The sequence below is a fragment of the Bacillus cereus group sp. BceL220 genome (assembly GCF_051776965.1).
Taxonomy (GTDB): domain Bacteria; phylum Bacillota; class Bacilli; order Bacillales; family Bacillaceae_G; genus Bacillus_A; species Bacillus_A cereus.
In genome coordinates this window covers 415,861-436,286 of record NZ_JBPWBC010000003.1, presented here as the reverse complement: position 1 = coordinate 436,286, position 20,426 = coordinate 415,861, and the positions used below count along the sequence as shown (strand labels likewise).

Below are 20,426 nucleotides of genomic sequence, written 5' to 3'. Positions count from 1 at the left end.
TATTTTCTCTCCTTTTATTTTACTTGATCTCTTTTTTCTAATGTCATGCTCCATGCTGTTAAAATCACAGCACCTACTACCATAAGACCGCCTACCCAAGCAGTATGGATTAATCCTAACGAATTCGTTACAAGGCCACCTATATAAGAACCTAAAGCGATTCCTCCGTTAAATGCGGCAATATTAATTGCTGAAGCAACATCAACCGCACTTGGAACAAAGCGCTCTGCCAATATAACTACATATACTTGTAGCCCCGGAACATTCATAAATGCGAATAGTCCCATGAAAATAATTGTGATTAATCCAGCTACTTTAAATGGCGCTGTAAATGTTAAAACAAATAATATAATCGCTTGAATAAGGAACATGTAAAATAGCGCTCGGATCGGATTATGATTCGATAATTTTCCGCCGACCATATTCCCTATCGCAATGGCAATTCCATACACTAATAAAATGATGGTAACGGTACTTGCTTCAAATCCTGTTACTTCTTGTAATAGGGGTGATAAATAAGTAAATGTTACGAATGTACCACCGTATCCAAGTGCAGTAATAATGAAAACAAGTAACAGTCTTCCATTTTTAATTAGTTTAAATTGATCACGAAACGATACAGGTACACCATTTTTTAAATTAGATGGGACCAATATACTGTTTGCGATGAAAGCAATAATTCCAATTACAACAATCGCCATAAATGACGCTCTCCAGCCAAACTCTTGACCGATAAATGTTCCAATTGGCACACCAGTAATAGTCGCAACTGTTAATCCAGTAAACATAATCGCAATTGCGCTAGCACGTTTATTTTCTGGTACGATTGCAGCCGCAATTGTAGATCCTATCGACATAAACACACCGTGTGCAAATGCAGCTACAATCCTTGCGATAATTAATACAGTGAAGCTTGTTGCAACAGCCGCAATGCCATTACCAATAATGAAAATAACCATAATCCACATTAATAATGTCTTTCGCGACATACTAGCCGTTAACGCTGTTAAAACAGGAGCTCCTACTGCCGCTCCTAACGCATATAAGGAAACCGTTAAACCAGCTGTTGTAACCGACACATTTAAATCTTTTGAAATAGATGGTAGTAAACCGACACTAATAAACTCGGTCGTACCAATCCCAAATGCACTAATTGCTAGTGCTAATAAAGCAAACATACTTCTTCGACTCGTCTGAGCTTCCGAAGATGGTACTGTATATGAACTCAATTGAATTCCTCCTTATTACAAGAAATCCAATCATAATAGTGTGATAAAAAGGCCCTTTTATCTTCTAAAAAATATATTTCATACTTACAAATGCTATTATGAATGGTTTCATTCCTTTTTTGAAGAACGCACTTTAAAGTACGATAGGCACTAAAAAGTAACATAGTCACTTTTCGGTACCGTACTACTCATTTGCCTCTTACATGTGCTATTATGAAACATATTTAACATAATAAAAAGTACGTACTTTAAAGTGCTATAGGTACTAAAAAGTAACATTTGTATTATTAAACTTACTTTACTCAAAAAGGGAGGGTTTCATATGAAGAAATACAATATTCCTGTAGAGGCGACTTTAGAAGTTATCGGCGGCAAATGGAAAGTTGTTATTCTTTGTCACTTAACGAAAGGTACAAAGAGAACGAGTGAATTAAAACGCTCAATGCCTGGTATTACACAAAAAATGTTAACGCAGCAATTACGTGAATTAGAAGACGACGGTGTTATTCAAAGAAAAGTATACAACCAAGTCCCACCGAAAGTAGAATATTCTCTTACCGACTACGGTTGGTCTTTAGAATCCATTCTTGATTCTCTTTGTTCTTGGGGTGAATGCCATCTTGAAAAAGAAGGTAACACATCGATGCTAATTGCGGAAGGTGAATAATAGGAAAAAGGAAAAAACGAACATGAATTTGTTCGTTTTTTCCTTTTTTTCTATATATATATGTACATTTCTAACTGAAACAAAATATTTTATACGCTTTCATACCTTGTCAGCACTACGTTATACACTCAATATCAAATAATTAGGAATCATTTTTATGTTAACATAGGTGTATATAGTATATAATATAGGATATATATTATATACACTTTCCGGTAACGGAGCTTTTCCATTATGCGGACAAGCCATATATCGGACAGTTCATAAATAATAAGTAAGACGTTATGGTTTTAGATTTATGTTTGCAGCTTACTTGCTGTCATAAATTTAAAGGCATTTTATTGTGTTTTGTGAAACTTTGCATAAAGTTTCGTAAACGTTTACTATCTTACTTATAAAAAAATAAGAGTATTGCTATCGTAAAGGAGAATTGGAGATGCCAGAAACTATGACTCAAACAAAGCCAGAACAAGAAACTGTACAAATTTCTGCTAGCCAAGGACAACTTGATGTACTTGATCAATTGTTAAAACCTGAGGTACAAGAATCATTAACAACACTAGTAGAACAGCTTCCAAAATTAACTGAGCTTGTTAACATTTTAACTAAGTCTTATGACTTCGCTCAAACTGTTGCTACTGATGAAGTATTAAAAAGCGACACTGTTGGTGCAATTACAGAGCTTGTAGAACCTGTAAAAGATACAGTGAAAAGCATGGCTGCAACTGCAATCGAAGCGAAAGATCGTGCTGACGAAAGCAACGAAGTTATCGGCCTATTCGGTCTGTTAAAATTACTAAAAGATCCACAAGCACAAAAAATGTTCCGCTTTGTGAACGCATATCTTCAAATTAGTGCAGAACGTAACAATAAATAATTTAACTTATAACAACAATTAGTAAAGACGGGGGATATCATACTATGTCAAAACAAATTGTCATCTTAGGCGCTGGTTATGGCGGTCTTCTTGCCGCTTTAAACGTACGTAAATATTACAGCAAATCAGAAGCACAAGTTACAGTGATTAACCAATACCCAACACACCAAATCATCACTGAATTACACCGCCTTGCAGCTGGTAACGTGTCTGAGCAAGCAATTGCAATGCCACTTACAAAGCTTTTCAAAGGTAAAGATATCGATCTTAAAATTGCAACAGTTGAGTCATTCTCAGTTGATAGCAAAGAAATCAAACTAGCTGGCGGCACTACTTTATCTTACGATGCGCTTGTAGTTGCTTTAGGAAGTAAAACTGCTTACTTCGGTATTCCAGGACTAGAAGAAAACAGCATGGTATTAAAATCTGCTGCTGATGCAAACAAAATCTACAAACACGTTGAAGACCGTATTCGTGAATACGCGAAAACGAAAAACGAAGCTGATGCTACAATCGTAATCGGTGGTGGCGGATTAACTGGCGTTGAGCTAGTTGGTGAGCTTGCTGACATTATGCCTAAACTTGCAAAAAGCCACGGCGTAAATCCAAAAGAAGTTAAACTTCTTCTTGTTGAAGCAGGTCCAAAAATCCTTCCAGTATTACCAGACCACTTAATCGAACGTGCAACTACTAGCCTAGAAGCACGCGGCGTTACATTCTTAACTGGTCTTCCTGTAACAAACGTTGCTGGCAATGAAATCGACTTAAAAGACGGTCAAAAACTTGTTGCTAACACATTCGTTTGGACAGGTGGCGTTCAAGGTAACCCATTAATCGGTGAATCAGGTCTTGAAGTTAACCGTGGACGTGCAACAGTTGATGCATACCTACAATCTACTTCTCACAAAGACGTATTCGTTGCTGGAGACAGCGCTGTTGTCTTCTCTCCAGACGGTCGTCCATACCCACCAACTGCACAAATCGCTTGGCAAATGGGTGAGTTAATTGGATACAACTTATACGCAGCACTAGAAGGCAAAGCATTCGAAGAGTTCGCACCTGTAAACTCTGGAACACTTGCTAGTCTAGGACGTAAAGATGCTGTTGCTACAATCGGAGCAAGCAATACTCCACTTAAAGGTCTACCAGCATCATTAATGAAAGAAGCAAGTAACGTTCGTTACTTATCACACATTAAAGGTCTATTCAGCTTAGCTTACTAATCTGAATATAAGCCCGAATCATTCCCTGCATGGTTCGGGCTATTTTTTATCCGTAATTTTCTCTAATTTATTTATTCGGCAAAAGAATAATATAACCCTTTTAATTATCTAAATTTACTGATTATTTTATGTCTAAATTGTGTATATGAAAAGAGTGAAAGCATCTTCTTTCCTTCCACTCTTCCACAAAAACTATTATCCCAATTTCACTAAGCTATAGTTCTTCTTTCCTTTACGGATAATAATAAATCTTCCATCAAACGAGTTTTCTACAGTAACATCTATACCCACATCTGTTACTTTCTCGCCATTCATAGATATAGCTCTATTATTAATATCCTCACGCGCTTGTCGTCTAGATGGTTCAATTCCTAAATCAACTAGCCACTCTACAATATTTTTCGTCTCTTTTGAAGACTGGAATGTCGGCATCTCTTTAAAGCCTTGTTCAATTTCATCAGCTGTTAACGATTTAATATCTCCGCTAAATAACGCTGCTGTAATTTTCTCAGCTTGTAATAACGCCTCTTCTCCATGAACGAATTTCGTCATTTCTTCTGCTAATACTTTTTGCGCTTCACGTTTATGAGGCTCTGTTTCTACCTTCGCTGCTAATTCATCAATACGCTCTTTCGTTAAGAACGTAAAGTATTTCAAGTATTTAATTACGTCACGGTCATCTGTATTTACCCAGAACTGGTAAAATTCAAACGGTGTCGTTTTTTCAGGATCAAGCCAAACCGCACCACCCGCTGATTTACCAAACTTCGTACCGTCCGATTTTAATAATAACGGAATCGTTAATCCGAATACTTTCGCCTCATGACCTTCTAACTTACGAATTAAATCTAAACCACTCGTAATATTTCCCCATTGGTCACTACCACCAATTTGAAGTTGAACATCCTCTTTCGTGTATAAATGATGGAAATCCATTGCTTGCAAAATTTGGTACGTGAATTCCGTGAAAGAAATACCTGTATCCAAACGGCTTGCTACAATATCCTTCGCTAACATGCTATTGATGCTAAAGTTTTTCCCGTAATCACGTAAAAACTCAATAATATTTATTTCATGTGTCCAATCATAGTTATTTACCATCTTCACTTCGCTATTTCCACCAAAATCAAATAGCTTTTTCATTTGTGCTGTTAACGCATCTACATTATGTTGAACCACTTCTAACGTTTGAAGTTGACGCTCTGATTGTCGTCCACTCGGATCACCAATTGTTCCTGTTGCCCCGCCAATTAAAATAACAGGATGATGACCAGCTAATTGGAATCTCTTCATCATCATAAACGGAATCAAATGTCCGATATGCATACTATCACCAGTCGGATCAACTCCGCAGTATAGTGAAATCTTTTTCTCTTCTACTAGCTTACGTAAGCCTTCTTCGTCAGTCTGCTGATTAACGGCGCCGCGCCATTCTAATTCATCAATAATATTCATCTTTTGTCATCCCCTTTATTTTTTAAAAACAAAAAAGCCCCTATGTCTACGATAGACATAGGGACGATTATTCACCGTGTTACCACCCAGTTTGCATAAATAGCATAGCTACTCATACCACTCTTAGCAATAATATCGATTGCTAGTCCGCTTAGCATTACCTAAGATACTCCAGAGTGTAATTCGCAAGTTTGTTTGTGCTAGGTTCCAGCAACCCCTAGCTCTCTCGTTAACAGTGACAAACTGCTACTGGGCTCTTTCAACGTATGTTATTTGTTAAATTATTAGCATTATATTGAATTGAAAACAAATTGTCAACAATATCCAAATATTATTTTAAAATAATTCATATCTTCATACGTATTTCGTTATTCCTTATCTTCTCCAATAATCCTTACTTCTCGCTCTAACTTCACGCCAAATTTCTCTTCAACTGTCTTTTGTACGAAGTGAATTAAATCGATGTAATCTTGTGCTGTTCCGTTATCAACATTCACCATAAATCCAGCGTGTTTTAAAGAAACTTCCACTCCACCAATTCGCTTACCTTGTAGTCCTGAGTCTTGAATTAACTTACCAGCAAAGTTATTTGGTGGACGCTTAAATACGCTACCACATGAAGGATATTCTAGAGGCTGTTTTGACTCACGTTTAAACGTTAAATCATCCATTTTAGCTTTAATTTCTTCATGTACACCTTCTTCAAGTTCAAATCTCGCTTCAAGAATAATGTAATGGTTGTTCGCAAATACACTCTTACGATATCCAAATTCAAATGCTTCTTTCGTCAAAGTACGTAGCTCTCCATCACCTGTCATTACGACAGCTTCTGTTAATACAAACGAAATTTCACCGCCGTATGCACCTGCATTCATATATAACGCTCCGCCAACTGAACCTGGAATACCACAAGCAAACTCAAGACCCGTTAAGTTATGGTCTAAAGCAATACGTGATACGTCAATAATTGCTGCACCACACTGTGCTACAATCGTCGTTCCTGTTACAGTAACACCTGTAATATGAATTAAACTTACTGTAATCCCGCGAATTCCACCATCTTTAATAATGACATTCGATCCATTTCCTAAAAACGTAACTGGAATATTATATTCGTTCGCATATTTGATAACTTCTTGAATTTCATCATAATTTGTAGGCGCAACAAAAACATCTGCTTTTCCACCAACTTTAATATGCGTATGATTCTTTAACATTTCATCTTGTTTAACATGTCCTTCAGGCAATACCGTACTTAAATATTTATAAACCTCTTGCATATTCATTTTACGATTCCTCTATTTCTATATTCATTTTATCCCGTTATACGGGCCCATAATATCCCCACGTACATGAAAGAACCTAAAGTGGTGGATACAGTGTACCCAAAATCAATTCGAGACACCTATAAACCTCTTAATTTATAAGAGGTGCCACTCATATTAAAATATATATTGCATAATAAAGCAACCCAAATGGACTACTAAACTTGACATGTCATCAGAAAGACAACAATTTGTAAAATATGTGACTTTTTCAAAACACTATCCCTCAGTATCTTACTATACCATACAAAAAGAAAGTGGTATTTTTTTGTACTTTTTACTTTATTTACATCAATAAAAAAAGCACATCCGACAGAATGTGCTCTTTCTATACTCTTTATATTACTTTTCGTTCTCTTCTTTTTCTTTATCAAACCATAACAGCTCATCGTTATCAACTTCACCATTATAATTGATTAAAATTTCTTCTCCTGCTTTTATATCCTTATAAGCAAAGAAGTTAAACGTATGGTTCTCGAAGACAATATCATACGTTGCATTCGGTTTATATGAATGATTAAATAACATACCGTATCCTAAAAGGATTGCCGTATGATTGATCCCATACTCAAATGCGTAGTCAGCAAGTAACGTTTTCTCAATATGTTCATGCTGTTCATTTGGATAAGAGATAACTGGTGCTGCGTGTATCAACTCACCCTTTTTAATATCACGAGTTGCAAATACACCTCTATTAAATTCTCCATCACTAAGTTCAGAAGTCTTAACTTCGATCATATGCGTCACCTATATAATTCTTTCTTTGAAGTATTTTATTCCGCTATTTGCGGATAGCTTGATTAGTGAGGGCTAATAATCAGTATGTACTAGTCTCACTTTATCTCCTTAAGCTTGGCAGAAAACGCGCAGAAAAGCAATTAAATTCCTATCAAGTATTCATTTCAATGAAAAAAGAGCACATCATTTGTGCTCTTTCCAAGCAATATTACTTTTCTAAAATATCTTCTAACAACTTCACTTGCTCGCTAACAGTTTGTAACGTCTTCACTGACGTATCATTTCGATGTTTTTCTTCTTCCACACTCGCTAGCACTTCTTCTGTAGCTGTAGAAGTTTGCTGAATTACGTTAGAAGCATGCGTAACATCCTTTACGATATTCGTCGTTTTAACGTGGAAACTTTCTTGATGAACAACAACCTCTCGCATTACTTCATTAATCGTATCAATAAACTTCCCTAAATCAGTTACGTTTGTTAAAACGCTTGCTAACATCTCGTTACATTCTTCTTGTACTCTTTCTGACTTCTCTACCTGCACTTCTACCTTACTTGCTTGATTACTAAACTCCTTCAAAATCCCTTGAATTCTTCCCGCAGAACGATTTGATTCTTCAGCAAGCTTTAACACTTCACTCGCTACAATAGCAAAACCTTTTCCATGCTCGCCTGCCCTCGCAGCTTCAATATTTGCATTTAAAGCTAGCAAACTCGTCTGACTTGAAATATTCGTTATTACATCTACAATTTCATTAATTTGTTTCGATTGCATCATTAAATCTCTAAATATAATTCCAGACTGTGAAACAACATCATTTAAACTTCTCATGTTAGCTTCAAAATTTCTTAAAGTATGTACGCTACCCTTTGAAATTTCTAAACTTTCATCCACACGAGCCGATGCAGTTCTTACTTGAGAGATGATTTGTTCAATATTTCCCTCCATATCATTCAATACTTCTACCGAACGATACATCATTTCTGATTGTGATTGCGTACCAACTGCTACCTCTTCAAAGGCAAAATTAATTTCACTCATCGATTCCATCGACGTGTTCATATTTTGTCTTAAATGATTGAAATTACTATCTAGTTTCACAACTGTTTCTTCAATAAGTCTTTGCGTCTCTTCTAACTCCTGAGCTTTTCTCATTACTTCTTGCTTCTCATCACTTAAACGAAGGAGCAGATTAGAACCGATTTTCGTGACGCCCCACATAGCGATTGTTACAATCGCTAACAAACTTGCGAAATTAGCAGCTTCAGATGAGGCTGTATAAGCAAAAAATTGCTCCGGCCAATAGCTACAAAGGATAAATGTGATCACAACAGCTACCCCGCCAAGAATTAAAATGAGGCGCTCACTTAAGTAAATAAGTGAAACAGCTAATGTAAAATAGACCATTTGAAATACAGCCGGGCTTTCATTAAAAGCTTGTACCATAATGTAAGACATTGTAAGCAACATAAATGTCATGATATATTTATACGCTGATTCCATACTTTTTATAAAAGTAAAAAGCGTTCCAAATACAACGACAGAAATACCACAAATCCAAAACGCTATTGCTCTCTCTGTAAAAATATATCCATAATACCCAATCGCGATTATCCCAAGGAAGAAACTACAAATCGTTATAAACAGTAATAAATGATTTTTCTGTGATTCTTTCTCAAGGTTAGAAAAACAAGTCCTCTTTAACCACTCCATATGAAGCCCCACCTTCTACTTATACATATCAATTACTTCAGTTTAAATACTGCACTCACTGGGTTATGATCGCTATTTTCAAACTTTAAATCTTTCCCTTGTACATTTACAATCTCTACATTCGGTGAAACGATAAAGCCATCAATAATAGTGACGAAATTTTCACCTTCTACATATTTCTTTACATCATCTCTCACAGTCATAACAGACGGATCTACAGCCCACTTAAAGCCACCATCCGTAAAGTCCTTCGGTAACTCTACTAACCACTCAGGGCGCTCTTTCACGAACTTCGGATCACTTAATTGAGCGTTCGAAACTAATTGATTCCAATCTCCGCCCATTATTACGTAATCACCATTTTCATAATGCTTGTTCATATATTCTTTTAAATACTCTACTTGCTGTTTTCTAATTTTCCCGCCTTCATCATAAGCAGACAAATGTAAATTTACGAGTCTAACATGTTTCCCATTATTAACAGGAATTTTATATTCCACAATTGCTCGATCTAAATCAAACAAACGCTTTGGCCAAGGCTCCATTCCAGGAAGCTGGAACCTCTTCGCTTCTTGAACAGTGTATTTAGAAAACGTACTTAATCCAGCCTCCGCATAGCCCATTGGATTTGTTATTGGCACTGGAACCCATTTCGTATCGTAGTTCTTGCCAAATGATGAAACATAATCAGGTAATCCTTTTTTCAAAAATTCATGTTCATTTACATCAAATGAACGAAGTGACTTTATATCAACTTCTTGTAATAGTGCAAAATCACTATTCTCATTTTGTAAAAACGAAAGCATATTCTTTAAATTAGTTTCCGTTTGCTCTTTACTACTTGAACCAGATCCCTTTCCACCATCCATAAAGAAATCTTGATCCTTATCTAACCCAGCATATCCAATATTAAATGTTGTAACTTTAAATTCATTTCCAGTCGCTAATACGCGCTCCTTATTATTCTCCACCTTCAAGCTTGTAACATCAGCAGGCTGTTCTTTAGTAAGTGTCATATACGCTAGAAATCCTCCTACAATGCCTGCTACTACTAAAACACATATAAATATGATTTTTAAAAATTTCTTCAAATAAATGACTCCTTTTCACGTGAATTTATTTTTCTTTATTTTCAGTCAAATGAAATAAAACGACACACATAAGAAACATTTTATCATAATTAAAACCTTATATCACTATATTTAGTTGATAAGTAATCTATCCCATTTTAATTACTTAAAAAGCCTTCAGACATCAAAAAAAGAAACGTTACACCCTTCTCCTCACTGGAAATTAAACGGTATATTTAGTACACTATATGTAATAATCATAGGCGATGGAGTTCGCCATAAACGCTGCTTAGCTAATGACTCCTACCAGTATGGATACTGGTAGGAGTCTATTTTTTTGAGCAAGCTATTTAAAGAGGTGAGAAAATTGATTTATATTATCGTTGGCATTGCTGGTATATTAGGAGCTCTTTCTCGTTATTATTTAGGTCTTAATATCAACACATTTTGGCATCATTCATTTCCATTGGCAACATTACTCATTAACTTAATCGGTTGCTTTTTCTTAGCGTGGCTAACTACTTATATCGCTCGGCTAAACATCTTACCTTCAGAGGTTATCACAGGCATCGGAACTGGATTCATCGGTTCCTTTACGACTTTTTCAACATTTAGTGTAGAAACTGTGCAATTGATCAATCATTCTGAGTGGAGCATAGCCTTCTTATATGTATCATGCAGCATACTTGGTGGCCTCATTATGTCTGGCCTTGGCTATACACTTGGAGATTTCTTAATTAAGAAATCTCTTACGGAAGGTGATTACTCATGATAGAAGCTTTATTAGTCGCAACAGGAGGATTTTTCGGTGCGATTACACGATTTGCAATTAGCAATTGGTTTAAGAAAAGAAATAAAATACAATTTCCAATTGCTACATTCCTTATTAATATAACAGGGGCGTTTTTACTTGGATATATAATTGGCAACGGAGTCACTACAGGCTGGCAACTATTATTAGGTACTGGATTTATGGGCGCATTCACTACATTTTCTACGTTTAAATTAGAATCTGTTCAGCTTCTCAATCGTAAAAAACTATACATCTTCCTTTTATATTTAAGTGCTACTTACATAATTGGTATCCTCTTCGCATTCCTTGGGATGAAGCTAGGTGGAATATAAAATGAAACTTTAATCAGGCCGCCCATAGCGGGATAAAAAAAGAAAGCGACTCTAACCAGTCGCTTTCTTTCATAAGAAATATGTCCCGCCATATGGAATGGAAAATAAACCAGCTGGATGTACATCGTAATGTACAATTTGCATCGGAAACTGTGAATACGGCATATACTGACTTTGCATCATTTGTGCAAAATATGCTTGTTGTTGCATTTGAATAGCTTGATTCATAGCATGAATTGTCCCCTGTGCCCCAGCCAGTGTAATAGCTGCTCCTACTTGTCTTCCATTATAAAAATGATGATTCATCATGATTCATCTCACTTATTCTTTTTCTTCCATATGGTATGTTTCTATTTCATAGTAAGTGTTTTGTCCCTATGGGTTGCCCCTATCTATTGCCCTTTTTTAGCTTGGAAGTAATAAATCCAAATAATAATACACCTATACCACTAAGGAACAATATATAACTTATCGGTACTAGGAAAAAGAAAGGTTCTTCAAGGAATCCATCCGCTCCTACTTTACTGTTTGAAGCATGTATAGTTAAAGAAATAATCGCTAAAATCATTAAAGAAATAGCTACTACGTATTTATTTTTCATCATATGCTCTCCTTTAATTCTCACTGATCTTATTACCATCATAATACGCCTGAAATTATTAAAAATCAACAATTATTTATCGTTTTACAATAAAAAATGTTTTTCACATCACAAAAAAGCTACAGATAATATTTTATCTATAGCTCTTCCAATCGGTTATTTTGTGCCAAAGTATGCCTTTTGGAACATACACATTCTTATTGCATTATGATAGTTACCATCAACGAAAAACTCATCGATAAGCTCACCTTCTATCATAAACCCAACTTTTTTATAAACATGTACTGCTTTTTCATTTTCCTTATCTACAACTAAATAAATCTTATGCATATTTAGTACGGAAAAAGCGTAATCCATTGCTAAACGCGTCGCATCCACTGCATAACCATATCCTTGATAATTCGGATCAATAATAATTTGGAATTCTGTTCTACGGTGAATATAATCGATTTCTACTAACTCAACTAATCCAACCATTTCATTGTCTTTCTCAACGATAAATCGGCGTTCACTTTGATCATGTATATGTTTATCATATAAGTCTTGCAGCTCCACAAATGCCTCATAAGGCTCTTCAAACCAATAAGACATAATATGTGCATTATTATTAAGTTCGTGTACAAACTTTAAATCTTCTCGCTCTAATGGACGTAACTTCAATTCCTGATTCATTCCTATAACCTCCAAGTAAAAGAAACCTCTTCACTTAATTTCTCAATTTTTTTCGATTTCAAACGCCCTAATTTCATTGTAAACTTTCAAGCAACTTGAAGGTCAAGATGAAAAAAGTAGTGCAAACTTACGTCTGCACTACTACTCTTTTCTCAAATCTCTCATATTCGATATGTATAAAGCAATAACTAAAACAAGAATTGCTCCTGCGTATAATAACGTCTCCATCGGTTCCTCATGAGACACAATAATTAATCGAATTAAAGCCGTAATTCCGATATAAATAAAATAACGTAACGGGAAATGATAATTCGATTTAAAATACTTAATAATTAATGCAATGAACTCGAAGTATAAGAAATAGACGATGATACTTTCAACCAATTTATAAGACGTATACTCTTTTGACGAAAAAATATACTGCACAAACGTGATCGTCTCATTCACTAAGAAAATTGATAACACAATGGATAATATAATTAAAGCTATATTTAATATCCATTGCAAAACACTAGCTATAACATGATCGATATTAAATGACTTCATTTTCTCTTTAGACTCCCCTTCGTATAAGTACTTATTTATTATAGCAAAATTACGATTGGAAAGAAGTTAAATCATATATTCGTCCTTTGTTGTTTCCAGTGTAGGGAAGATTTAGTGTGTGGAGAATTCTGTTTACAACCATACCCGACGAAACATTGAGAAACTCTTTCAAATTACCATTCGTACATGTCTTACTAATGAGCAATGCATAATCTCGTATAGCATCCACATGTGCCACTTTTGAAAAATCTTTACAACTTGTACAACGCCAACCCTTCTTAACTTTAACCATTGGAATAACTAAGCATTTCTCACATTGTACTCCATTTAGCAACTCCTCTTTTTCTATTTTATATTGCTCAAGTATATTTTGTTGAAGTGGAGAATGCTCCGCTATTATTTGATGAATGAGCCTATCTACATTATCTATAACTTTTCTCTTATATTTACTTTCAAACCACTTTATTTTATGAGGTAAATTGGCACTATGAATAATTGTATGAAGAAGATTGTCATCTGAAGATTTTATAATGGTACGAGGCGAGCTAATAACAACGAGGGACTCAATTGGAAGACTAGAGGAAAATCCATGTGAGTTTAACCATTTCTTTAGTTGTATTTCTTGCCTTTTTATTTGTAAAACCGGATCTGGAAATCCCTCTGAATTTCCTTCTGTTATTCGGATAAGTTGATTAAACTTTGCATCAAACATTAATGTACCTGCTATATTTTTTATCTCAAGAAAAAGAAGAAACTTTGTGGAAAGGATAATAGTATCAATTTGAAAGTATTTATCATAATTACATAAGCGAACATCATGTAAAACACTATACTCTTTCTCAGAAATAAAACTAAGCGGATAATCAATCGCTTGCTCTCCTTTATACCCCGCCATGTGTTTTGCCAAGTTTTCTCCAATTAAATTTCGTTTCGGATGATGTACAGGTAACCTTCTAAGAAGTGCTTCTAACTGTCTTATATAAATCGGCATTTTTCTCTCTTTCACAATCACCTCAAACACCCCTTTACAAATATATCAACGATTTTTTCAATATATCTATCACAACTCACAATATATCAACGATTTTTCCAATATATCGATTGGTCGACAATATCTGACACTACCTCACTCCAATCACTCACAGCATATCCTAGAAAAACATCTTCAGCAAAAACTTAAAATCGCATTTCCTCATAAAAAAACATAACCCGCTCCTCCAGCAAAGGTATGATTTTTAACCCTGCGATGCCACTCTATCTATAACCTTGCTGTGAATTCCACAAAATCCATTTGTACTTATACCAACTTTCACTTTTTTCACACTGAAACTATATCCGTTAAAATCGTTTCATACCGTTATTACTTCCGCATAGCTACAATTTATATAATAACGGTACAGTACAAATAACGTGCTGAATCACTAAGTATGGGGGAATAACGATGAACGAAGCGTTACTATTAGTAGACATACAAAATGATTACTTTGAAGGCGGCAATATGGAATTACATCAACCTGAAAAAGCCGCACAAAAAGCGAAAGAAGTTTTGAAAGTATTTCGCGAAAAACAGAAAACAGTTATTCACGTACAACATATCGCGAACAATGAAGGAGCTACTTTCTTCTTACCTGATACAGTAGGTGTTCAAATTCATGATGATGTACAACCGATTGTTAACGAAAGAGTCCTACAAAAACATCACCCCAACAGTTTTTTAAGAACAAATTTATTAGAAACATTAAAGACAGAAAAAATAGACCAACTAGTCATTTGCGGTATGATGACTCATGTATGTATTGATGCAACAGTACGCGCTGCCAGTGACTTCGGATTTCAATGTATTGTAATTGAAGATGCTTGTACAACAAAAGATTTAGAATTCCAAAGAAATCTAATCCCCGCAGTACACGCTCATCAATCGTTCATGAGTGCATTAGAGTTTGGTGATATTTATGCAACAGTCATGTCAGCAAACTGTTTTATAACCAAAAGCAAATAAAGAATTACAGTTCCATATGAAAAAAGAAAGGATAAGTATCTTATTCTTTCTTTTTTTCCATCGTCTTAATGACAGTATTTATACGATAATCACCATAATGTAAAACATCTGCAAGAGTCTCTTCTAATTGCTGATGCGAAGATGTGTGAAGAGTCATGACATAGCAACCATCGCCGCTTATACGATACATTTCAGTAATTACGTCCGTTTTTTCAAAAAAATTTTGAATTTGATTATGATAATGCGGTGCATGCAAAAATAGTGTAACAAAGGTCATAATAGATCCTTCTAGCTTAGCCCTGTCAATATTTATCGTATATTTTTGAATGACACCTGCCTCTTCTAATTTATTAATTCGCTTCCCAACAGCCTGACCAGTCAAATGTACTATCTCCCCAATTTCCTTCCAGTTCATTCTAGCGTTTCCTTGTAGTAATTGTATAATCTTAAAATCTGTTGAATCAAACATGGGCATCCCCTTCCTATACGAAACGAATTCTATAAAATCTTCATTTCTCCTACAGTTTTTCTCAAAAGTTTTGCACTACAATCGATTAGCTCTATTAGCAATTACATTATTGTTAGTGGCTTTCCTTCTTCTTTACAATGTATTTTTTGGATTACTCGTAGGTACTACAGCAAGCTAGCAATTTTTTATAAATATGAACAAATTTTAGGAATTAGTTTATCTTTTTTTAATGTTTTATTTAGAGGCAGTTTATAGTCGGGTATTAACATAAGAAACGTAGCAACTAAGTTCATATATGACGCACTGCTACTATAATCGCTAACCGTACTACTTGAAATCATAAAATAAGGAGACGATAAAACATGAACAAAAAAGCAAAAGCACTATCATCCGTATTGCTCGGATTCACATTAGCATTAACAGGGTGTGCTGGTACTAAAGCTGAAGAAAATCATGGGAAACAAAAACAAGAACAAGTTGCTAAAGAAACAAAAAAGGAAAATAAATTAACTAAAGGGCAAAAAATGGCTAATATTCTTAGCGAGACAAATTGGCAAGGTACACGAGTGTATGACAAAGATAAGAATGACTTAACAAAAGAGAATGCAAACTTCATTGGTCTTGCAAAATATGATGCGAAGTCAGGCAGATATGAATTTTTTGATGCTAAAACAGGTGCAAGTCGTGGCGATAAAGGAACCTTCTTTGTCACAAATGATGGGAAGAAGAGAATATTAATTTCAGAATCAATGAAGTATCAAGCTGTCGTTGACATGACAAAACTAAACAAAAATGTATTTACTTATAAACGAATGGGGAAAGACGCTAACGGTAAAGATGTAGAAGTTTTCGTTGAACATGTCCCATATAAAGAAAAAGAACTTTCTTTCACTGATCCGGACAAGCAGCTGAACACGACTACAGGAGATATTGTTAAAAACGTTGATGGAGATAAAATTTTGGGCGGTACCCTTTGGCACGGAACAAAGGTATTAGACGAAGCTGGTAACGATGTAACACAGTTTAATTCGAATTTTATAAGTTTAGCAAAATTTGATGACAAATCTAATAAATATGAGTTCTTCAATAGCGAAACAGGTCAAAGCCGCGGTGATTATGGCTACTTCGATGTTGTACACGAAAATAAAATAAGAGCCCATGTTTCAATTGGAAATAATAAATACGGTGCTGCTCTTGAGCTTACTGAACTAAATAAGAATAAATTTACGTATAAAAGAACTGGTAAAGACCAAACTGGTAAGGATATAACTATATTCGTTGAACATGAACCTTATAAAGGTGATATGAAACCACAATTTAGTTTTTAAAAACGTTTGATTAAAGATCCTGTACTGAGTTGCAGGATCTTTCTTAAGACAAAATCATTTATGATTCTCTTGAAAGAAATCTTCTCATATCCACCCACAACTCTTCAGCTTAATTGTTGAATATAACAACTTTAAAAAGCCTTACTACACATAAATTGTAGTAAGGCTCTGACTATTTAAGATAAACATTAAACGACTTCATTATCTCTATACAAATAAAGTTTAGCAAATAATGTTACTATCTCCTCCAAAGAAAAGAAACCTTATTTCAACTTTCCTATTGATAAGTTAACACGATAGTTCCCATATTTTAATAGTCGTCCTAGAAAGTTATCTAAGTCTTCGTTGGAAGCAAAATGTGTTTTTAATAAATAACACCCCTCACCACTTATACGGTGTACTTCAGAAATCCCTTCTTCTCCTTGAAAGAAATTCATAAACTCTTGGTGATTAGCTGTTGTTACGAACAAAGTAACAAATGCAGTCACTACTTGTCCTAATTTGATTCGGTTTATTGCAATTGTATACTGTTCAATAATCCCTAAATCCTCTAATCTTCGAATTCGATTTCCTACAGCTTGCCCCGTCATATGTATTTTTTGGCCAAGTTCTTTCCATTGTATTCTTGAGTTTTCTCCTAATAATTTCAGTATCTCAAAATCTGTTTGATCAATGATATAAACCAATCCTTTCACCGTGAAAGTAGAAAGCCCGAAAGTGTTTCGCCAACTTATTCTGCTTATCGATACAATTCACTATACTTAGTTTATCCTCTTACATCACATTATTTATCAGCTATATTTACTTGTAACACAGAGGACACAACAAAAAAATACATCTAGATTTAAAGGAGGTTACAAATATGTTATTACAAGAAATTCTATCGTTCAATGAACATTTTGTAGAAAATAAGGAATACGCTCCTCGTGAAGCGACAAAAATGCCTAAAAAACGTATGGTTGTTGTTTCTTGCATGGATGCTCGTTTAATTGAGCTACTTCCAAAAGCTTTAGATATACACGATGGTGATGCAAAAGTTATCAGAAATGCAGGTGGTAAAATTGCTTCTGCTTTCGATAGTGTTATGCAAAGTGTTGTAGCGTCAGTATACGATTTAAATGCAGATGAAATCTTCCTTATTGGACACCATAGATGTGGCGCGAGCCAAACGAATCCAAAAGGAACACTTCAAAAAATATTAGATCGCGGAGTAGCTTCATCAGAAATTTTATCAGCGATTGAATATGCTGGTATTGACCTTGAAAAATGGTTATTCGGATTCGATGATGTTTGCGACTCAACGCAAGCTAATGTTGATTTAGTAAGAAATCATCCACTTATCCCAAAAGATGTTCCTGTACATGGTTTAGTTATTGACCCTCACACAGGTAAATTAGATGTAGTGGTTGATGGATATAAAGCGTTAAATAGTAAAACAAAATAATAATTATCACGTATATGAAGGGAAGTTATGAGATATGAAAAAACAAGTATTAGATATGAATAGACAAGAAGCTACGCAAAAAATTTTAGCGGCAAAAATTAAAAAAGGGTTAACTTGGGAAGAAATTGCAAAAGTAAGTGAACACTCTGAGACTTGGGTTGTAACAGCGTTATTAGGACAAGCTACAATGACACGTCCAGAAGCAGAAAAAATTGGTAAACTATTAGAATTAGATGAAGAAGTAGTTCAAGCATTAACAGTAGTTCCACTTCGCGGCCAAGTAATGGAAATGCCTCCTGCGGACCCGATTGCATATCGTTTATATGAAATGATGTTACAATATGCACCAACTATTAGAGAATTAATCTTAGAAAAAGCCGGCGAAGGTGTAATGAGTGCAATTAACTTCAACTTGGGTGTGGATACACAAGAAGATCCAAAAGGTGGCGATCCTCGTATCGTGATTACACTTAACGGTAAATTCTTACCATTCCGTGCATGGTAATTAATTAAAAATCTACCTATACAATTAAATTGATTTTATAGATTTACAAAATCCATCCTTTTTAATCTAACTGTGTAGAAAGGATGGATTTTTAATATGAGATTCTTTTTCGGCAAAGGAGAATAATATGAATAAAAAATGCTTTGATACGAGCTTTAATATTCTACAATGGTTTGTGTTTCTATTAGCAAATGCAATTGCATTACCTATAATTATTGGTGGCATATTCCATTTACCAATAGAGGATGTCTCAACATTAATGCAGCGGACTTTTTTAGTCGTGGGAGTAAGTTCGTTTCTACAAGCGTGGTTTGGGCATCGTTACCCCATTGCGGACGGGCCAGCCGGTTCATGGGTAAGTATATTTGTCATATTGGGACAAATCGCTATGCATCAGGGACAAAGTGCAAAAGACGTGTTGCAACTTTTAGAAGGCGGGTTAATTATTGCAGGTATATTACTCTTCATCCTTGGTATAACAGGACTTGTTCATCGAATCTTACGTTTATTTACCCCTTTAGTTACAGGAACTTTTCTTTTAATCTTAGCACTTCAGCTTAGTGGTGTGTTACTAAAAGGAATGATAGGATTACAAGGATCTGCAACCCATCCTGACTATACAACAGCTACTATTGCTCTCTTTGTTTTTGCCCTTATTACTTTCTTATCAATTAAAGGGAAAGGATGGATGAAAAGTTACGCTGTATTACTTGGAATCTCATGCGGTTGGCTTTTGTATGCAGTATTAGGAAAATCATCTCATATCCCTTCGCACACAACGCTAGTTAAGTTACCAGAGATATTTGCTTGGGGCACACCTAGATTCGATATTGGAATGACTCTAACTGCAACTTTATTTACATTTCTTTTAGTTGCAAATACAATCGCTGCTATTTCGGCTGTAAAACAAGTGGCTCCATTATCTAAAGAAAATGAAAAGCAAACACTGAACCGTGGTGTATGGGTCGGAGGTATATCACATATTATCTCGTCGTTGTTCTCTACAATTGGAATTGTACCATTACCTGCATCAGCAGGATTTATCCAACTAACAGGACAAAGAAAAGTGAAGTCGTTCCTTATAGCAAGTCTTATATTAGCAGGAATTTCTTTTATTCCCTCAATTGTAAACTTTATATCCTTGCTACCAGGACCTATTGCTAATGCTACACTTTTAGCAACATTTGTCCAAGTAATAGGCATTTCATTTCAATCCATTTTACGTGAAGCAGTAAATCAACGCCGATTAACTATATTAGGAATTTCATTATTAATCAGTTTAGGAATATTGTTTCTTCCAGAAAGTGCATTTAGCGGAATTCCTTCTTCCTTACAATATGTTTTAAGTAATGGCTTACTTGTGGGTACCATGCTTGTCATTCTATTAGAACAATTTTGGAAAGAGTAAAAAGCGCCCTACTTATAGGGCGCTTTTTTTATAA

23 protein-coding genes, 1 riboswitch and 1 other annotated feature are annotated in these 20,426 nt (G+C 35.0%); of the genes, 10 read left to right on the top strand and 13 right to left on the bottom strand.

Annotated features, from left to right (window positions below; genetic code table 11):
* Positions 1-14: 14 nt before the first annotated feature.
* Complete coding sequence (locus ACS2FK_RS11210; RefSeq protein ID WP_003272282.1) at positions 15-1,178, bottom strand: MFS transporter; 1,164 nt, start codon at positions 1,176-1,178, stop codon at positions 15-17.
* A 373-nt stretch (positions 1,179-1,551) separates the two neighbouring features.
* Here ACS2FK_RS11210 and ACS2FK_RS11205 point away from each other — a divergent pair, with 373 nt between their 5' ends.
* From ACS2FK_RS11205 to ACS2FK_RS11195, 3 genes are all read left to right on the top strand, one after another.
* A complete protein-coding gene (locus tag ACS2FK_RS11205) occupies positions 1,552-1,896 on the top strand; it encodes a winged helix-turn-helix transcriptional regulator (protein ID WP_000760481.1) in 345 nt (114 codons plus the stop codon).
* A gap of 436 nt (positions 1,897-2,332) precedes the next feature.
* The gene (locus tag ACS2FK_RS11200) at positions 2,333-2,773 is read left to right on the top strand and encodes a DUF1641 domain-containing protein (RefSeq protein WP_001115309.1); all 441 of its coding nucleotides are present in this window, start codon (positions 2,333-2,335) and stop codon (positions 2,771-2,773) included.
* 44 nt (positions 2,774-2,817) lie between these two features.
* Positions 2,818-3,996, top strand: coding sequence for an NAD(P)/FAD-dependent oxidoreductase (locus ACS2FK_RS11195; RefSeq protein WP_000043199.1), 1,179 nt, complete (start codon positions 2,818-2,820; stop codon positions 3,994-3,996).
* A gap of 195 nt (positions 3,997-4,191) precedes the next feature.
* Here ACS2FK_RS11195 and tyrS read toward each other — a convergent pair whose 3' ends face one another.
* The 5 genes from tyrS to ACS2FK_RS11170 all read right to left on the bottom strand — a co-directional run bounded on the left by tyrS (position 4,192) and on the right by ACS2FK_RS11170 (position 10,316).
* Positions 4,192-5,451, bottom strand: coding sequence for a tyrosine--tRNA ligase (gene tyrS / locus ACS2FK_RS11190; RefSeq protein ID WP_063548983.1), 1,260 nt, complete (start codon positions 5,449-5,451; stop codon positions 4,192-4,194).
* 56 nt (positions 5,452-5,507) lie between these two features.
* Positions 5,508-5,723: a binding site (T-box leader), on the bottom strand.
* A gap of 96 nt (positions 5,724-5,819) precedes the next feature.
* Positions 5,820-6,737: a UDP-N-acetylmuramate dehydrogenase gene (murB, locus tag ACS2FK_RS11185; protein WP_001057102.1), complete on the bottom strand. Its 918-nt coding sequence runs from the start codon at positions 6,735-6,737 to the stop codon at positions 5,820-5,822.
* A gap of 381 nt (positions 6,738-7,118) precedes the next feature.
* Complete coding sequence (locus ACS2FK_RS11180) at positions 7,119-7,514, bottom strand: SET domain-containing protein (protein ID WP_000573647.1); 396 nt, start codon at positions 7,512-7,514, stop codon at positions 7,119-7,121.
* Positions 7,515-7,722: 208 nt separating this feature from the next.
* Positions 7,723-9,225, bottom strand: coding sequence for a DUF4077 domain-containing protein (locus tag ACS2FK_RS11175; RefSeq protein ID WP_063548985.1), 1,503 nt, complete (start codon positions 9,223-9,225; stop codon positions 7,723-7,725).
* Positions 9,226-9,257: 32 nt separating this feature from the next.
* Positions 9,258-10,316 (bottom strand): endonuclease/exonuclease/phosphatase family protein, encoded by a 1,059-nt coding sequence (locus ACS2FK_RS11170; RefSeq protein WP_063548987.1) that lies wholly within the window; start codon positions 10,314-10,316, stop codon positions 9,258-9,260.
* 232 nt (positions 10,317-10,548) lie between these two features.
* A riboswitch (Fluoride riboswitch) is annotated at positions 10,549-10,608 on the top strand.
* A 54-nt stretch (positions 10,609-10,662) separates the two neighbouring features.
* Here ACS2FK_RS11170 and crcB (ACS2FK_RS11165) point away from each other — a divergent pair.
* Together crcB (ACS2FK_RS11165) and crcB (ACS2FK_RS11160) are read left to right on the top strand one after the other, a co-directional pair.
* The gene (gene crcB, locus ACS2FK_RS11165; RefSeq protein ID WP_000639312.1) at positions 10,663-11,067 is read left to right on the top strand and encodes a fluoride efflux transporter CrcB; all 405 of its coding nucleotides are present in this window, start codon (positions 10,663-10,665) and stop codon (positions 11,065-11,067) included.
* Positions 11,064-11,420: a fluoride efflux transporter CrcB gene (crcB, locus tag ACS2FK_RS11160; RefSeq protein ID WP_063548989.1), complete on the top strand. Its 357-nt coding sequence runs from the start codon at positions 11,064-11,066 to the stop codon at positions 11,418-11,420. The genes crcB (ACS2FK_RS11165) and crcB (ACS2FK_RS11160) overlap by 4 nt, the downstream gene beginning before the upstream one ends.
* Before the next feature lie 69 nt (positions 11,421-11,489).
* Here crcB (ACS2FK_RS11160) and ACS2FK_RS11155 read toward each other — a convergent pair whose 3' ends face one another.
* The 5 genes from ACS2FK_RS11155 to ACS2FK_RS11135 all read right to left on the bottom strand — a co-directional run bounded on the left by ACS2FK_RS11155 (position 11,490) and on the right by ACS2FK_RS11135 (position 14,245).
* Positions 11,490-11,729, bottom strand: coding sequence for a DUF3947 family protein (locus tag ACS2FK_RS11155; RefSeq protein ID WP_023523378.1), 240 nt, complete (start codon positions 11,727-11,729; stop codon positions 11,490-11,492).
* Between the two features lie 79 nt (positions 11,730-11,808).
* A complete protein-coding gene (locus ACS2FK_RS11150; RefSeq protein WP_223617937.1) occupies positions 11,809-12,024 on the bottom strand; it encodes a DUF3955 domain-containing protein in 216 nt (71 codons plus the stop codon).
* A gap of 153 nt (positions 12,025-12,177) precedes the next feature.
* The gene (speG, locus tag ACS2FK_RS11145) at positions 12,178-12,693 is read right to left on the bottom strand and encodes a spermidine N1-acetyltransferase (RefSeq protein WP_001071090.1); all 516 of its coding nucleotides are present in this window, start codon (positions 12,691-12,693) and stop codon (positions 12,178-12,180) included.
* 141 nt (positions 12,694-12,834) lie between these two features.
* Positions 12,835-13,239: a phosphate-starvation-inducible protein PsiE gene (gene psiE, locus ACS2FK_RS11140; RefSeq protein WP_000834709.1), complete on the bottom strand. Its 405-nt coding sequence runs from the start codon at positions 13,237-13,239 to the stop codon at positions 12,835-12,837.
* 49 nt (positions 13,240-13,288) lie between these two features.
* On the bottom strand, positions 13,289-14,245 hold the full coding sequence (locus tag ACS2FK_RS11135; RefSeq protein ID WP_016079776.1) for a nuclease-related domain-containing protein: 957 nt from the start codon (positions 14,243-14,245) through the stop codon (positions 13,289-13,291).
* A gap of 435 nt (positions 14,246-14,680) precedes the next feature.
* On the opposite strand from ACS2FK_RS11135, the gene ACS2FK_RS11130 reads away from it, so the two are divergent.
* A complete protein-coding gene (locus ACS2FK_RS11130; RefSeq protein ID WP_001001091.1) occupies positions 14,681-15,238 on the top strand; it encodes a cysteine hydrolase family protein in 558 nt (185 codons plus the stop codon).
* 40 nt (positions 15,239-15,278) lie between these two features.
* Here the strand turns inward: ACS2FK_RS11130 and ACS2FK_RS11125 are convergent, their stop codons facing one another.
* Positions 15,279-15,707, bottom strand: a complete 429-nt coding sequence (locus tag ACS2FK_RS11125) for an Lrp/AsnC family transcriptional regulator (protein ID WP_000460485.1) — start codon at positions 15,705-15,707, stop codon at positions 15,279-15,281.
* Between the two features lie 362 nt (positions 15,708-16,069).
* On the opposite strand from ACS2FK_RS11125, the gene ACS2FK_RS11120 reads away from it, so the two are divergent.
* Complete coding sequence (locus tag ACS2FK_RS11120; protein WP_001034144.1) at positions 16,070-17,035, top strand: DUF4822 domain-containing protein; 966 nt, start codon at positions 16,070-16,072, stop codon at positions 17,033-17,035.
* Between the two features lie 263 nt (positions 17,036-17,298).
* Here the strand turns inward: ACS2FK_RS11120 and ACS2FK_RS11115 are convergent, their stop codons facing one another.
* Complete coding sequence (locus ACS2FK_RS11115; protein WP_002008929.1) at positions 17,299-17,730, bottom strand: Lrp/AsnC family transcriptional regulator; 432 nt, start codon at positions 17,728-17,730, stop codon at positions 17,299-17,301.
* A gap of 167 nt (positions 17,731-17,897) precedes the next feature.
* Here ACS2FK_RS11115 and ACS2FK_RS11110 point away from each other — a divergent pair, with 167 nt between their 5' ends.
* From ACS2FK_RS11110 to ACS2FK_RS11100, 3 genes are all read left to right on the top strand, one after another.
* Positions 17,898-18,479, top strand: coding sequence for a beta-class carbonic anhydrase (locus ACS2FK_RS11110; protein WP_000926482.1), 582 nt, complete (start codon positions 17,898-17,900; stop codon positions 18,477-18,479).
* A 55-nt stretch (positions 18,480-18,534) separates the two neighbouring features.
* Positions 18,535-18,984, top strand: a complete 450-nt coding sequence (cynS, locus tag ACS2FK_RS11105) for a cyanase (protein WP_063549382.1) — start codon at positions 18,535-18,537, stop codon at positions 18,982-18,984.
* A 127-nt stretch (positions 18,985-19,111) separates the two neighbouring features.
* Positions 19,112-20,392, top strand: a complete 1,281-nt coding sequence (locus ACS2FK_RS11100; RefSeq protein WP_063548991.1) for a purine/pyrimidine permease — start codon at positions 19,112-19,114, stop codon at positions 20,390-20,392.
* Positions 20,393-20,426 lie beyond the last annotated feature (34 nt).